Annotated in this window: 13 protein-coding genes; 3 read left to right on the top strand and 10 right to left on the bottom strand. The window is 69.9% G+C overall.

Features of this window, described 5'->3' with window-relative positions:
* Positions 1 to 2,463 (top strand): ABC transporter permease, encoded by a 2,463-nt coding sequence (locus ACXJJ3_RS30180; RefSeq protein ID WP_458165231.1) that lies wholly within the window; start codon positions 1 to 3, stop codon positions 2,461 to 2,463.
* A 56-nt stretch (positions 2,464 to 2,519) separates the two neighbouring features.
* Here ACXJJ3_RS30180 and ACXJJ3_RS30175 read toward each other — a convergent pair whose 3' ends face one another.
* Together ACXJJ3_RS30175 and ACXJJ3_RS30170 are read right to left on the bottom strand one after the other, a co-directional pair.
* Positions 2,520 to 2,867 carry a VOC family protein gene (locus ACXJJ3_RS30175; protein ID WP_458165230.1) on the bottom strand — a complete coding sequence of 116 codons (348 nt, stop codon included), beginning with the start codon at positions 2,865 to 2,867 and terminating at the stop codon, positions 2,520 to 2,522.
* Positions 2,868 to 2,870: 3 nt separating this feature from the next.
* Complete coding sequence (locus ACXJJ3_RS30170) at positions 2,871 to 3,650, bottom strand: methyltransferase domain-containing protein (protein ID WP_458165229.1); 780 nt, start codon at positions 3,648 to 3,650, stop codon at positions 2,871 to 2,873.
* Positions 3,651 to 3,747: 97 nt separating this feature from the next.
* On the opposite strand from ACXJJ3_RS30170, the gene ACXJJ3_RS30165 reads away from it, so the two are divergent.
* Complete coding sequence (locus tag ACXJJ3_RS30165) at positions 3,748 to 4,233, top strand: MarR family winged helix-turn-helix transcriptional regulator (RefSeq protein WP_458165228.1); 486 nt, start codon at positions 3,748 to 3,750, stop codon at positions 4,231 to 4,233.
* A 362-nt stretch (positions 4,234 to 4,595) separates the two neighbouring features.
* Here ACXJJ3_RS30165 and ACXJJ3_RS30160 read toward each other — a convergent pair whose 3' ends face one another.
* On the bottom strand, positions 4,596 to 6,416 hold the full coding sequence (locus ACXJJ3_RS30160) for an ABC-F family ATP-binding cassette domain-containing protein (RefSeq protein WP_458165227.1): 1,821 nt from the start codon (positions 6,414 to 6,416) through the stop codon (positions 4,596 to 4,598).
* 49 nt (positions 6,417 to 6,465) lie between these two features.
* Here ACXJJ3_RS30160 and ACXJJ3_RS30155 point away from each other — a divergent pair, with 49 nt between their 5' ends.
* The gene (locus ACXJJ3_RS30155) at positions 6,466 to 7,314 is read left to right on the top strand and encodes a fructosamine kinase family protein (protein ID WP_458165226.1); all 849 of its coding nucleotides are present in this window, start codon (positions 6,466 to 6,468) and stop codon (positions 7,312 to 7,314) included.
* Here ACXJJ3_RS30155 and ACXJJ3_RS30150 read toward each other — a convergent pair.
* The 7 genes from ACXJJ3_RS30150 to ACXJJ3_RS30120 all read right to left on the bottom strand — a co-directional run bounded on the left by ACXJJ3_RS30150 (position 7,298) and on the right by ACXJJ3_RS30120 (position 13,819).
* A complete protein-coding gene (locus tag ACXJJ3_RS30150) occupies positions 7,298 to 9,181 on the bottom strand; it encodes a GTP-binding protein (protein ID WP_458165225.1) in 1,884 nt (627 codons plus the stop codon). The two genes, ACXJJ3_RS30155 and ACXJJ3_RS30150, sit on opposite strands and share 17 nt — an antisense overlap.
* A 150-nt stretch (positions 9,182 to 9,331) precedes the next feature.
* Positions 9,332 to 9,727 (bottom strand): type II toxin-antitoxin system VapC family toxin, encoded by a 396-nt coding sequence (locus ACXJJ3_RS30145; RefSeq protein ID WP_458165224.1) that lies wholly within the window; start codon positions 9,725 to 9,727, stop codon positions 9,332 to 9,334.
* On the bottom strand, positions 9,724 to 9,978 hold the full coding sequence (locus ACXJJ3_RS30140) for a type II toxin-antitoxin system Phd/YefM family antitoxin (protein ID WP_458165223.1): 255 nt from the start codon (positions 9,976 to 9,978) through the stop codon (positions 9,724 to 9,726). The genes ACXJJ3_RS30145 and ACXJJ3_RS30140 overlap by 4 nt, the downstream gene beginning before the upstream one ends.
* 31 nt (positions 9,979 to 10,009) lie before the next feature.
* The gene (locus ACXJJ3_RS30135; RefSeq protein WP_458165222.1) at positions 10,010 to 10,942 is read right to left on the bottom strand and encodes a 4-(cytidine 5'-diphospho)-2-C-methyl-D-erythritol kinase; all 933 of its coding nucleotides are present in this window, start codon (positions 10,940 to 10,942) and stop codon (positions 10,010 to 10,012) included.
* Between the two features lie 10 nt (positions 10,943 to 10,952).
* Complete coding sequence (rsmA, locus tag ACXJJ3_RS30130) at positions 10,953 to 11,771, bottom strand: 16S rRNA (adenine(1518)-N(6)/adenine(1519)-N(6))-dimethyltransferase RsmA (RefSeq protein ID WP_458165221.1); 819 nt, start codon at positions 11,769 to 11,771, stop codon at positions 10,953 to 10,955.
* A 76-nt stretch (positions 11,772 to 11,847) separates the two neighbouring features.
* Positions 11,848 to 12,987: a ubiquitin-like domain-containing protein gene (locus ACXJJ3_RS30125; RefSeq protein WP_458165220.1), complete on the bottom strand. Its 1,140-nt coding sequence runs from the start codon at positions 12,985 to 12,987 to the stop codon at positions 11,848 to 11,850.
* Between the two features lie 217 nt (positions 12,988 to 13,204).
* Entirely contained in the window at positions 13,205 to 13,819 is a 615-nt protein-coding gene (locus tag ACXJJ3_RS30120; RefSeq protein ID WP_458165219.1) for a nitroreductase family protein, read from the bottom strand.
* Positions 13,820 to 13,822 lie beyond the last annotated feature (3 nt).

Raw genomic sequence — 13,822 nt, 5'->3', positions numbered from 1 at the left:
GTGCGACGTTCACTCCTCTCCTCGCTGCGCGCCCACCTGGGCCGCCTGGTCGCCGCCTGTCTGGCGATCGTCCTCGGGGTCGGGTTCGGCTCGCTGGCGATGATCGTGCACTCGTCGGCGTCGCACGGCATCGACGAGACGATCGGCGCGCAGTACAAGGGTGTCGACGCGGTCGTCTACCCGTCGCGGGCGACGATCTCCCCGGCCGACATCACCAAGGCGCAACAGGTCCAGCAGGCGGCCGCGGTGGTCACGCTCACCACGGCGTACCTGAACGCCGCCTTCCCGGACCAGGTCCGGCCGAGCGGCATCGAGATCGACACCCTGCACGACAGCACCGTGATCGCGGGTCCCGGCACCTCGTCCGGCCGGTTGCCCACCGCAACGAACGAGATCGCCCTGGCGGCCCGGCAGGCGGCCAAGCACAAGCTCGGCGTCGGCGACCAGCTGCGGATCGGCTCGTACGACGGCAAGTCCTGGACGCTCCGCGTGGTCGGCCTGGTCGACGACGAGAAGTCGGTCGGTACGGCGCCCGCGGTCGTCACGCCCGCCGCGATGAAGATCATCTCGCCGGACGCGTTCGTCCGCGGGATCGCGCTGGCCGCCAAGCCCGGCGTCTCCCAGGTGCAGCTCGCCGACGCCGCCCGGGCCGTGGTCGCGGGCGAGCTGACCGTTTATACCGGCGAGGAGTTCATCCAGCACGAGGTCGAGGACTACACGCACGGCATCGACGTTCTCGGCGGCGTGTTCGGGATGTTCGCGCTGATCGCGTTGTTCGTCGCGTGCCTGGTGATCGGCAACACGTTCACGATCGTGATCGCGCAGCGCACCCGGGAGATGGCGTTGCTGCGCTGCGTCGGCGCCTCCCGCCGGCAGGTGTTCACGTCGGTCCTCGCCGAGGCGAGCGTGGTCGGTGTGGCCGCGTCCGCGGTCGGTGTGGTGTTCGGCGTCGCGCTGTCCGCGCTGGCGCTGACGCTGTCCCGCGAGTTCGACTGGGGTATCCCGAAGGTGCCGCTGCACCTCGACCTGGCGTCGGTGTTCGTCCCGCTCCTGCTCGGCACGCTGGCCACGCTGATCGCGGCCGTCGTCCCGGCGCGGCGGGCTACCAAGGTGGCGCCGCTGGCCGCCCTTCGCCCGGAAGCTGCTCCGGCGGCCGCGTCCAGGGCCGGCGTACTGCGCTTGCTCCTGGGCTTCCTGCTGCTCGCGGGTGGCGGCGTACTGCTGGCGGCCGGTGCCGCGATGCACCAGGTGGTGATCGGGGCCGGCGGTGGCGCGATCTCGTTCCTCGGGGTGCTCGCGCTCGGCTCGCTGCTGGTACCGGCGCTGATCCGGCTGATCGGCGCGCTGCCCGCCCGCGGTGGCGGCGTACCGGCCCGGATCGCGGTCGCGAACGCCGTACGGAACCCGAAGCGGACCGCGGCGACCACGTCCGCGCTGCTCATCGGCGTCACGCTGATCAGCCTGACCTGCGTCGGGATCGCCTCAGTGCAGAAGACGTTCGACGTGTCGATGAACGGGCAGTACCCGGTCGACCTGACCGTGACCGCGTGGAAGGAGAAGATGCCGGCCGGCGCCCAGCAGCAGCTCCGCGAGATCAAGGGCATCACCCAGGTGGTCCCGGTCAGTACGGCGGACGTGAAGGCCGCCGGTCAGGAGATGTCGGCCACCGGGATCGACCCGGCCCAGGCCGGTTCGGTGATCCACAACCAGGAGCTGGCCGGGAAGCTCAAGCCCGGTACGGCGCTGCTCACGTACTCGACGATGCGCGGGCTGAACGTCGAAGAAGGCAAGCCGATCACGCTCGTCGCCGGGCAGCACAAGCTCACGCTGACCGCGCAGCTGTCGATCGGGCTGGACCCGATCACGCTCGCCTCGACCGACCTGGCGAAGCTGGCGCCGGACGCGCACGTGACCGGGTACTGGCTGGCCTCGGACCCGAAGGCGAACGCGCCGGACGTGATCGACGCGGTGCAGCAGTCGATCCCGAGCGTGAAGGACCTGACCGTCGAGGGCGGTCTGGCCAAGCGGGCGACGTACACGCAGATCTTCGACGTGCTGCTGATCGTCGGGATCGGGCTGCTCGGGGTGTCGGTGCTGATCGCGCTGGTCGGCGTCGGGAACACGCTCAGCCTGTCGGTGCTGGAGCGGACCCGGGAGAACGCGCTGCTCCGGGCGATGGGCCTGTCCCGTGGCCAGCTGCGCCGGATGCTCGCCGTCGAGTCACTGCTGATGGCGGTGGTCGCGGCCGGGCTCGGGATCGTCCTCGGCCTGATCTACGGGTGGACCGGGACGAGCGCGCTGATGGGCGGTCAGACGGTCAGCGGCAGTGTCGAGTACGCCGTCCCCGGGACGCTGCTGATCGCGATCGCCGCGGTCGCCGCGGTCGCGGGCCTGCTCGCCTCGGTCCTGCCGGCCCGCCGCGCCGCCAAGGTCGCCCCGGCCGGCGCCCTCGCCACCGAATAAGCCGGCGGCTCGCCCCGCTTGAGGGGGCGGGGCGAGCCGCTTGAGGGCCGGGCGAGCTACACGATCTCGACGCGGTTCCCGTGTCCGTCGGCAGTATGGAAACGCCGACGGCCGGGAATCGTCTCGTTGTCCCAGGTCACCGGAAACCCAAGGCTTTCAAGCCGGGCAGCCAGTGCGTCCAGGTCGTCCACCGCGAGCGCCGGATGCGCTTTCTTCGCGGGCTTGAAATCCTGCTCCACCCCGACGTGAAGCTCGGCCGCGCCGGCCTTGAACCAGCAGCCGCCGCGTGGCTTCAACAGCTCCGGCTTCTCCACCTCGGTCATCCCGAGCGCGTCCCGGTAGAACGCCCGCGCCACGTCCTCCCCACCGGGCGGACACGACACCTGCACATGATCAAGCCGCATCGATCAACCTTTCTTCCGCGCAACCGCAAAGATCCGCCGGAACGGCAGCAACGTCCCGTAGGCCTTCTGCGGATAAGCCTCCGCCAACCGCGCCCCGTACTCGGCCTCGAACGCCGGCCGCACGTCGTCCGGCAACGACTGCAGCACCGGCCGCGCCCCGGTCCCCTTCACCCATTCCAGTACGGCGTTGTCGCCCGCCAGCAGATGGAAGTACGTCGTCTCCCACGCGTCCACCACGCACCCCTCGGCGCTCAGTGCGTCGACGTACTCCGCCGGCCCCGGTACGTCGGGGCGCAGCGACGCGTCCTTCGCGTACTCGGCGTACGGCGGGTTGTTCGCCAGTTCGCGGAGGATCGCGTGCGACGGCGCGTCGCCGTTGCCGGGGATCTGGATCGCCAGCCACCCGCCCGGCCGCAGCGCGCGGACGAACCCGGGCAGCAGGTCGAGCTGCTCCGGGACCCATTGCAGCGTGGCGTTCGTGACGATCACGTCGAGGTCGGACCCGGTCCACTCCCGGACGTCACCGAGCTCGAAGCTCAGCCGCTCGTCGGCGTACCGCGCGGCCGCCTCGAGCATCTGCGGCGAGCTGTCGACGCCGCGGATCGTCGCCTCCGGCCAGACGTCCCGCAGCGTCGCGGTCAGCGCGCCGGGTCCGCAGCCGAGGTCAACCACGGTCCGTACGTCGTCCGCCCGGACCCGCTCCACCAGGTCCCGGAACGGCCTGGCCCGCTCGTCGGCGTACGTGCCGTACTGCTCCGGACTCCACACCGGTGACCTGCGCATCGACTGCACCTTCCCCTCGGTTTTATCTTGACGTCGAGATACTTTACTCCCGGGACTTGTCTTGATGTCAAGAGTCTTGATCGGTACGCTCGGAGCCATGGAGGACGAGGTCGATCGGCTGATCGAGGCCTGGCGGCGGGAACGCCCCGACCTCGACGTGGCGCCGATGGAGGTGCTGTCCCGGGTCAGCCGGCTCGCCCGGCACCTGGACCGCGCCCGCGGGCAGGCCTTCGACACACACGGCCTGGAGTCCTGGGAGTTCGACGTCCTCGCCGCCCTCCGCCGGGCCGGCACGCCGTACCGGCTGTCCCCCGGCAAGCTGCTGAAGGAAACCCTGGTCACCTCGGGCACGATGACGAACCGGGTCGACCGGCTGACCGCCCGCGGCCTCGTCGAGCGGCTGCCGGACCCGAACGACCGGCGCGGGGTGCTCGTCCAGCTCACCCCGGACGGCCGGGACAAGGTCGACGCCGCGATGGCGGACCTGCTCGCCCACGAGCGCACCCTACTCGGCTCGATCGGCGAACGCGACCAGCAGAAGATCGCCCGCGTCCTGCGCGAGCTCGTGCGCCCGTTCGAATAAACAAAGGGACTTGTCCGCGGCAACAAAACCCCTCGGGAATTGCGCCGGAATTATCCGAAAAGACCGTGCGTCACTCCTACCCTGTTCCAATCGTTGCTAGTTGCAACAGGATCGAGAGGCTGTCGTATCGACACCGGTCTACACCCCTACTAGGGTCATGACCGTCGGTGGCGAACCGACTACAAAATGTCAAAACAAGGTGACTTCGGCGGCAAGAGGTGGTCCGCCGAATGCGGCTGCGCGGTGTCCGGGGCTCGGGGCCCGAACAACGCCGGCCGGCACGGGGCCCGCTCACCCAGAAGCTCGGCGTACCCCTCCGAATCACAGGGGATCGGAGGGGACGCCGCGGCTCGAAACCCTTGTTATTCGGCGCGTTCCGCGGCCTCGAACCAGGCGGTTTCCAGTTCCCCGCGCTCATCCGCGAGCTTGCGCAGTTCGGCGTCCAGCTCGGCCAGCCGCTCGTAGTCGCTGGCACTCGCGGCCAGCTGGTCGTGCAGTTTCGCCTCGGTCTCGGTGAGCTTGGCGAGCTGCCGCTCGATCCGGTTCAGCTCCTTCTTCGCCGCCCGGGCCGCTGCCGCGTCAGCGGTCGGACGCTCAACCACCCCGGCATTAACGCTGACCGGCAAATCCGTGGACACCTCCACCGCCGGTGTCAAGACATTCGACGGCGCCCGCCGCGGAATTCCGGCCGCGAGTTCGTCGAGATACTGCTCGACACCGCGTGGCAGATGCCGGACCCGGCCGTCGCCCATGATCGTGTAAACCATGTCGCTGACCCGCTCCAGGAAGTACCGGTCGTGGGTCACCGTGACCACCACGCCCGGCCAGCCGTCGAGAAAGTCCTCCAGCACGGTCAGCGTCTCGACGTCCAGGTCGTTGGTCGGCTCGTCGAGGATCAGCACGTTCGGCTCGTCCAGCAGGATCCGCAGCAGCTGCAGCCGGCGGCGCTCGCCACCGGACAGATCCGAGATCCGGGTGGTCAGCTTGTCGCCGGTGAACCCGAACCGCTCGAGCAGCTGCGACGACGTCAGCTCCCCGCCGCGGCCGGCCAGTGCCGCCGTCCGCCGGATCGAGGTGATGTGGTCGAGGACCGTGACCGAGCCGTCGATCTCCTCGAGGTTCTGCGAGAGGTTCGCGACCCGGACCGTCTTGCCCTGCTTGACCAGGCCATGGTCCGGCGGGAGCTGCCCGGTGAGCACCTTGAGGAACGTCGTCTTGCCGGCGCCGTTCGGGCCGAGCAACCCGATCCGGTCCGCCGGGCCGAGCCGGAACGTCACGTGGTCGAGCATCTTCCGGTCGCCGAAGCTCAGGCTGACGTCCTCGGCGTCGAACACGTCCTTGCCGAGCCGCGACGTGGCCAGCTGGGACAGCGCGAGCTTGTCCCGCGGGGGCGGCTCGTTCTCGATCAGGGCGTTCGCCGCGTCGATCCGGAACTTCGGCTTCGTGGACCGGGCCGGGGCACCGCGGCGCAACCACGCCAGCTCCTTGCGCAGCAGGTTCTGCCGCTTCTCCTCGCTGACCTGCGCGCTCCGGGCCCGCTCGGCCTTCGTCAGCACGTAGGCGGCGTACCCACCGTCGTACGACGTGACGCGGCCGCCCTGCACCTCCCAGGTCTCCGTGCAGACCGCGTCCAGGAACCACCGGTCGTGGGTGACCACGATCAGCGCGCCGGCACGGTCGACGACGTGCTCGGCGAGCCAGCTGACCGCCTCGATGTCCAGGTGGTTCGTGGGCTCGTCGAGGACCAGCAGGTCGACCTCGGTGAGCAGCAGCCTGGCGAGCGACGCGCGGCGCCGTTCACCACCGCTCAGGCTGCCGACCAGTGCCTCGTGGTCGACCTCGCCGAGCAGGTGCTCCATCACCGAGCGGGCCTTCGGGTCCGCCGCCCAGGTGTAGGTCTCGACGTCGCCGAGGACCGCGTGCAGCACGGTCTGCTCCGGGTCGAGGTCGTCGCTCTGCCCGAGGTACCCGAGCCGCAGGTCGCGGTTGTGTGTGATCCGGCCGCTGTCCGGCTCCTCGCGCCGGGCCAGGAGCTGCAGGAGCGTCGACTTGCCGTCGCCGTTGCGCCCGACCACGCCGATCCGCTCACCACGGCCTACGCCGAGACTGACCGAGTCGAGCAGTGTGCGGGTCCCGAAGCCCTTCGAAACAGCTTCCAGATTGACCAAGTTAGGTGCCGCCATAACGGGCCCAAGGGTAGCTGACGCGCGACGGGATGCCAGGATCGTCCGAGTGCTGACTGCTGCCTGGCTCGAAGGCCTCTCGTTGGGCGACCCGATCGCCGCCGAACCACTGGAGGGTGGGTACGCGAGCCGGACGTTCCGGGTCCGTACGTCGCGGGGCCGCTCGGTGGTCGTGAAGACCCAGGACGACCTGCCGCCGGACCTGTACGCGCTGGAGGCGGACGGCCTCGACGCGTTGCGTACGCCCGGCGGATTCGCCGTACCGGAAGTGTTGCGGGTCACGCCAGACTTCATCGTGCTGACCGACCTCGGTACGTCGGGACCGTCGCCGACGTACTGGGAGGACGCCGGGCGGGCGCTGGCGCTGCAGCACGCGCGGACCGCGGACCGGTTCGGGTACGACCGGGACAACTACCTCGGCGTACTGCCGCAGCGGAACCCGTGGACCACGGACGGTCACGCGTTCTTCGCCGAGCACCGGCTGCTGCGGTACCTCGAGGAGCCGAACTGCCACCGCCAGCTCCCCGAGGAGGACCGCCGCCGCCTCGAACGCGTCGCTCACCGCCTGCCCGAACTCGTCCCGCCCCAGGGCCCCGCGCTGCTGCACGGCGACCTCTGGCACGGCAACCTGCTGCCCGCACCCACCGGCACACCCGCCCTCATCGACCCGGCGGTGTACTACGGCTGGCCGGAGGCGGACCTGTCGACGCTGCTGATCTACGGCCGCCTCTCCGACGAGTTCTTCACGGCGTACGAGGAGATCCACCCGCTGACGCCCGGCTGGCGCGAGCGGCTCCCGCTCCTGCATCTGCGGGAGCTGCTCAGCATCACCGCCCACACCCCCGACGTCTCCGACACCGTCGGCGAGATCCATACGATCCTCAAGAGCTTTGACTGAGGTGTAGCAGGTACTGCTTCTCGTTGAGTGGGTTGCCGTCGGTCCGCGCGCGGCTCGGCGGCGCGCCCGGCACCGGGCTGTAGCTGTGGAACGAGGTCGCGAGCACGCCCTCGCCGCGGGTCAGGGTCGGGAGTTGCGACTCGAACGAGTGCGTCCCGGCCGCCGGGATCGTGCCCTCGAGGTGCGTCTGGGTCGCCTGCGTGACCACCCCGCGGTGCTCGGCGAGGTGCGCCATGATCCGGGCGATGGTGTCCGGCGGGACGTCCAGCTCGACGTGGTTCACCGGCTCCAGGACCGTCGTACCGGCCTCGGCGATCGCCTGCATCAGCACCAGCGGCACCAGCCGGCGGAAGTCGGCGGCGGTACTGGTCGCGTTGTCGAACTCGGTGTGCGTGAGGTCGACCCGGATGTTCGGGATGTCCCAGCCGTACAGGCCCTGGTGCAGCGTCTGCCGGACCGTCTCCTCGATCGCGGTGTGGAACGCCCGGGTCAGCGCCCCGAGCTCCACCTCCAGGTGGTACTCGATGCCCTCGGCCACCGGCGAGACGCGGAACCCGACCCCGGACACCCACTGGCTCTCGGCCATCGTCCGGGTCGCGGCGCCGATGCCGTTCAGCCGTTCGACGTGGATCGGCGTCGTCTCGCTGAACGTGACGTCCACGCCGTACTCGTCGGCGAGCAGGGACGCGATCACCTCCTTCTGGACCTCGCCGTACAGGCTGACCGTGATGTCGCCGGTGTTGTGAGCCTTCCGGACGCGGATCAGCGGGTCCTGTTCGGCGAGCTGGGTGAGCGCCTGGAACAGCCGCACCCGGTCCCGCGCACTCACCACGGTCTCCAGCGTCGGCGGCGCGAACAGCCGCTGCGTGTACGTCGCCGGTACGCCGAGCTGGTCGCCGATCCGGACGCTCTTCAGCCCGCGGAGCGCCACGATCTGCCCGGCCTCGACACGGTCCACCGGCCGCCGGGCGCCGTCGGCGTACAGCTCGATCCCGCTCGGGCGGGCCTGGTACGGCGCTCCGCCGACCGGGTGGACCGGCACCGGCGTACGGGCCGCGAGCGAGCCGCCGAGGATCCGCGCGGACGCGATCTTCTGCCCGGCCTCGACCCGCTCGACCTTGAAAACCCTTGCCTGCAGGTCGTCCGCCGGCAATCCGGTTGCTCGCGGCAACCAGTTGCGGATGCCGTGGACCAGTTCGTCGATACCGGCGCCGGTCATCGCGGACCCGAAGTACACCGGGTGCACGTCGCCGGTCGCGACCTGCCGGCGGAGCTCGGCCGCCTGGTCCACCGGGCCCTGCAGGTACCGCTCCAGGAAGTCGTCGTTGCGCTCGGCAAGGACCTCGCCGAGCTCGGCACGCCGGACGTCGAGCGGTACGACGGAGGCCGCCCGGGTCCCGAGGTCCGGGACGGACTGCATCGGTACGGCGCCCGGCGTCAGCAGCCGGCCGATGTCCGCGAGCAGGTCGTCGTACCGCGCGCCGACCCGGTCGACCTTGTTCACGAACAGCAGCGTCGGGATCCGCAGCCGGCCGAGCGTGCGCATCAGCAACCGCGTCTGCGGCTGCACGCCCTCGACCGCGGAGATCACCAGCACGGCACCGTCCAGCACCGACAGCGCCCGCTCCACCTCGGCGATGAAGTCCGAGTGCCCGGGCGTGTCGATCAGGTTCACCGGCAGGTCCCCGAGCCGGAACGCCACCACCGCCGAGCGGATCGTGATCCCACGCTTCCGCTCGAGGTCCATCGAGTCGGTCCGGGTGTTCCCGTCGTCGACCCGGCCCACCCGGTCGACGACCCCGGCGGCGAACAGCAGCCGCTCGGTCAGGCTGGTCTTACCGGCGTCGACATGCGCCACAATACCCATCGTCAGAGAATTCAAGAGTCCTCGCGAATGCGTCGAAACGATCAATACCGATGCGGTAGATCGATCCGCGGCGCATCCCGGTCTCCTGTCAGTCGATGGGTGGTCTCGGTGTGAAGCTAGCACCGGCCGGCGCCGGTGACGAACGGATTTTCAGGCCTCGAGGATCTGTACGTCGTACTTCTGGATGAACCGGTCGCGCGTTACCAGCGTCAGTCGCTCAGTCATCGCCTGCGCAACAAGCATCCGGTCGAACGGATCCCGGTGGATCATCGGCAGCATTCCCGCGAGGTCACCGTGAGCCATCCGGACCGGCAACTCGCTCACACCACCGCGCTCGAGCCAGCCAAGCAGGTTCTCGGGAAGCTTGATTTTTCCGGCCGCCTTCTTGATCGAAAGCTCCCAGAAAGATACCGAGCTCACGCAGACGTCCGCATCTGTGTTGATCCGGTCCCTCAGGTGATCCGACAGCTCAGGACTGGCCGCCAGCCACCAAACCAGTACATGCGTGTCCAGCAGCAGGCGCGAGGCGCCAGGCACGTCCGTCACGAGGGCATACCGAAGTCGTCGGCGATTTGCGCGTTGGTCTCGTCCGAATCCCAGTCGTCGGTGTAGCTGATCTGCCCAGCCAGCGACCCCCAGCCTGTCCGGTGGCGTGAGGTGGGCAGTGGCACGACCTTTGCGATCGGGTGGCCGGCACGGCTGATAATGATCTCCTCGCCATGCTCGACCCGTTCGAGGATCCGGGACAACTGCGTCTTGGCTTCATGAATGTTGTACTGCTGAGCCGGCTCGCTCATCCGACCTCCTTAGTCCACCTAGCTAAGCGTACTACCGGCTGACGATCGCCGGGAGGATCCGGGCGCCGGGGACCGGGCCCTCGGCCTGGCGGACCATCCGGCAGAGGCCGGACTCGGCGAGGTCGACGGCGAGGTCCACCGCGCTGCGGCTGTCGGCGGCCAGGAACAGGCAGGTCGGGCCGGAGCCGGAGATCTGCGCGGCCAGGGCGCCGTGGTCGAGGCCGAACTGGAGGGTGTTGCCGAGCTCCGGGCGGAGCGCCAGCGCGGCCGCCTGGAGGTCGTTGCTGAGCGCAACCGCGAGGGCGGCCGGCTTACCGGACAGCAGCGCCGAGAGCAGCTCCGGGCGGACCTGCGGCGGCTCGACCCGGCGCAGCGGGCGCATCGTGTCCAGCTGGCCGTACACCTCCGGCGTGGACAGCCCGCCGTCCGCGATCGCGAACACCCAGTGGAACGTGCCGCGGGACATCACCTCGGTGACCTGCTCGCCGCGGCCCTGCCCGAGCGCGGTGTGGCCGACCAGGCAGAACGGTACGTCGCTGCCCAGCTCGGCCGCGTGGTGCTGCAGCTCGGTCTGGGTCAGCTGCAGGCCCCACAGCCGGTTGCACGCGACCAGCGTCGCCGCCGCGTCGGTCGACCCGCCGGCCATCCCGCCCGCGACCGGGATCGTCTTGCGGATCGTCAGGTCGACGCCCTCGTCCACGTCGTACTCGGCCTGCAGCAGCTGCGCCGCCCGGACCGCGAGATTCGTCTCGTCGGTCGGTACGTCGTCCGCGAAGTCGCCGGAGATCTCCACCGAGACCTCGCCGTCGTCGTCCCGCAGCACCGCGGTCACGTCGTCGTACAGGGCAACGGCCTGGTACACCGTGGCGACCGGGTGGAACCCGTCCGGGCGCGGCGGACCGACCGACAGACCGAGATTGATCTTGGCCGGCGCCCGCACCGTGACCTCAGCAGAAGGTGGCACGTCGGACAGGCTAGTGCCTCGCCGCACCAGCCAGGGCGGCGAACTCTGTGATCCCCAGCATCTCGCCTCTCAGCTGCGGGTCGATCCCGGTCGCGGCAAACACCTCGTCCAGCCGCGCACGGTCCGGCATCCAGCGGGCCAGCGCCGAGCGGACGGTCTTGCGGCGCTGCGAGAACGCCGCCTCGATCACCGCGAACGTCTGCTCCCGGGTCGCCGCGGTCACCGGCGGGTCGCGGCGCTCGAACGCGACCAGCCCGGAGTCCACGTTCGGCGCCGGCCAGAACACGTTCCGCCCGATCGGACCGGCCCGGCGCACGTCGGCGTACCAGGCGGCCTTCGCGGACGGTACGCCGTACGTCCGGGAGCCGGGCGGCGCCGCCAGCCGGTCGGCGACCTCGGCCTGCACCATCACCAGCCCGTGCCGCAGGTCGCCCGACACCTGCAGGAGGTGCAGCAGCACCGGTACGGCGACGTTGTACGGCAGGTTCGCGACGCAGGCGGTCGGCGTACCGATCTGCTCCGGGCCGACCTCCATCGCGTCCGCCTCGACCACGGTCAGGCTGGACGCCTGCTCCGGTGCGTACGTCGCCACCGTCGACGGGAGCGCCCGCGCGAGCAGCGGGTCGATCTCGACCGCCGTCACCGGATGCCCGTCGGCGAGCAGCGCCAGCGTCAGCGAACCGAGGCCCGGGCCGATCTCCAGCACGTGCTCGCCCTCGGTGAGGCCGGCGGCGCGGACGATCCGGCGGACCGTGTTCGGGTCGATGACGAAGTTCTGGCCGCGCTGCTTGGTCGGGCGGACCCCGAGCGCGGCGGCCAGTGAACGCACATCAGCCGGACCGAGCAATCTCGGTCCGGCTGATGTGGATGAATCAGACGAGCTCACGCGAGCCAGTGTGTCAGGCTCACGCCTTCTTGCCGCACACCGGCCACGCGCCGTACCCGCCGCGGTCGGCCTTGACCTTCTCCGCGATCGAGATCTGCTGCGCCTTCGACGCGCCGTTGGCGTTGTTCGCGTACGCCGTACCGCCGTAGGCCGCCCAGGTGCCGTGGTCGAACTGCAGACCGCCGTAGTACCCGTTGCCGGTGTTCGCGGCCCAGTTGCCGCCCGACTCACACGCGGCGATCCGGTCCCACGCACCGCTGCCGCCCGAGCTCGCCGGGGGCTTGCTGTCGGTGGTCGTGGTCGTGGTGGTCTTCGGCTCGGCCGGCTTCGGCTTGGTGCCGACCAGGACCTGCTCGTCGACGGCCTTGGTCACCAGCTTCGACCCGACGACCTTCGTGGTCGACAGCTTGCCGTCCAGGTAGGTGTACAGGTACGTGACGGCCTTCGCGCCGTCGGTGCCCTTGGTCGTGGTCTTCGTGGTGCCCTCGAGCAGCGTCGCCGAGTCGGTCTTGGCGGTGCCGTGCGCGATCGCCTCGGTCTTCGTGACGGTCTTCTGCAGGACCTGCACGTACCCGATCGTGTTCACGCCGACCTTCAGCGGGGTCGCGGCGGCCGGGGTGATCCGGTCGTCGGCGTCCCAGCGGATCTTCGCCTGCGTGAGGGCCTGGCCGACGGTGTTCGCCAGCGACTTGATCGTCACGGTCTTGCCGAGGTGCACGATCTGCACGGTCTTCGGCGTGGTGACGGTCAGCTCCAGCCCCTGGCGGCCCAGCGGCGCGCTCCGGCTGGTGGACAGCTGGGCGCCGTCGTACCGCAGACCCAGGTCGGCGAGCGCCTCGTTCACGCTGCCGGCGGTGGTCCAGTAGGCCTTCTTGGTGCCGTCGGCGTTCACGGTCAGCTCGCGGCCGTACTGCACGGCGATCTCCTGGCCGTCCTTCAGCTTCGAGTTCAGCGACGGCGCGACGTTGTCGTGGTCACCGACCTGAACTTTCTCGGCCTTCAACGCGTCTGCCACGGTGGAGCCGAAGGTGTGCACCTTCCGCACCTGGCCGTCGACGGAGATGCTCACGGTCTTGCTCTTCGAGGCATAGGCCACGGAGCCGCCCGCGACGGCTAACGCAGCCGCCGCACCGACGGCCACGATGATGGACTTACGCACTAACGCTCCCAGGTAGGGCTACCCGGGCACGGGGTGGGACAGCACAGGCACCGGCCTCCGCCGCTGGGCTGGCTGCCCAGACTTGGTGACCCCGCCGAGGGGTTGTGCTCGTCCGGGAACTTCCCCGATCCCGGCCAACATCACGGGACCATAACGAAGAAGACGCGGAAGTGCCAATCCCCTGTTCGGAGTGTCGCGAAAAGGTGTAACGGCACCCTTACTCGGCGTGATTGCCCCAGTGGCCCCGGTGCACCACTTCCGCGGTCGTCCGGCGGCCCCGTTTGAGGGACGGCGACCGCTTGTCCGGGGCCCGGTACCCGACCGACAACAGCCCGACCAGCTCGAAGCCGTCCGGTACGCCGAACTCGGACAGCAACCGGCCCACTTTCTCTGCAGGAGGCCCGAAAAAGCAGGCTCCCAGGCCTTCGTCGACCACCGTCTGCAGCATCATCAGCACGGCCATCCCGGTGTCGACGAACCAGTACGGCGCCGTCCAGTGGCGCTCGTCGCGATCGGTCCAGCCCTTGTCCGGTTCGGTGTACCGATCGAGGTACGCGTCCTTGTGCGCGAACGCCAGCACCAGCAGCGGCGCCCGGCGCAGACCTGTGATCCATTCAACATACTTCTCGTCCGGATCCTCGGCCGCGATCCGCCAGTACCGCTCCCGTTCGTCCCCCTCCAGCGTCAGGAACGCCCAGCCCTGGCTGAACCCACCGGACGGCGCCCGAAGCCCGTTCTCGAGGATCCGCTCCCGGACCTCCTCCGGCACCGCCCGGTCCGGGTCGTAGTTCCTGACCATCCGCCGCTTGCGGACCACCTCACTGAACTCCATGAG

This window comes from Kribbella sp. WER1 (genome assembly GCF_054189145.1).
Note: the sequence above shows the minus strand (reverse complement) of the source record. Positions and strands in the feature narration are given on the sequence as shown.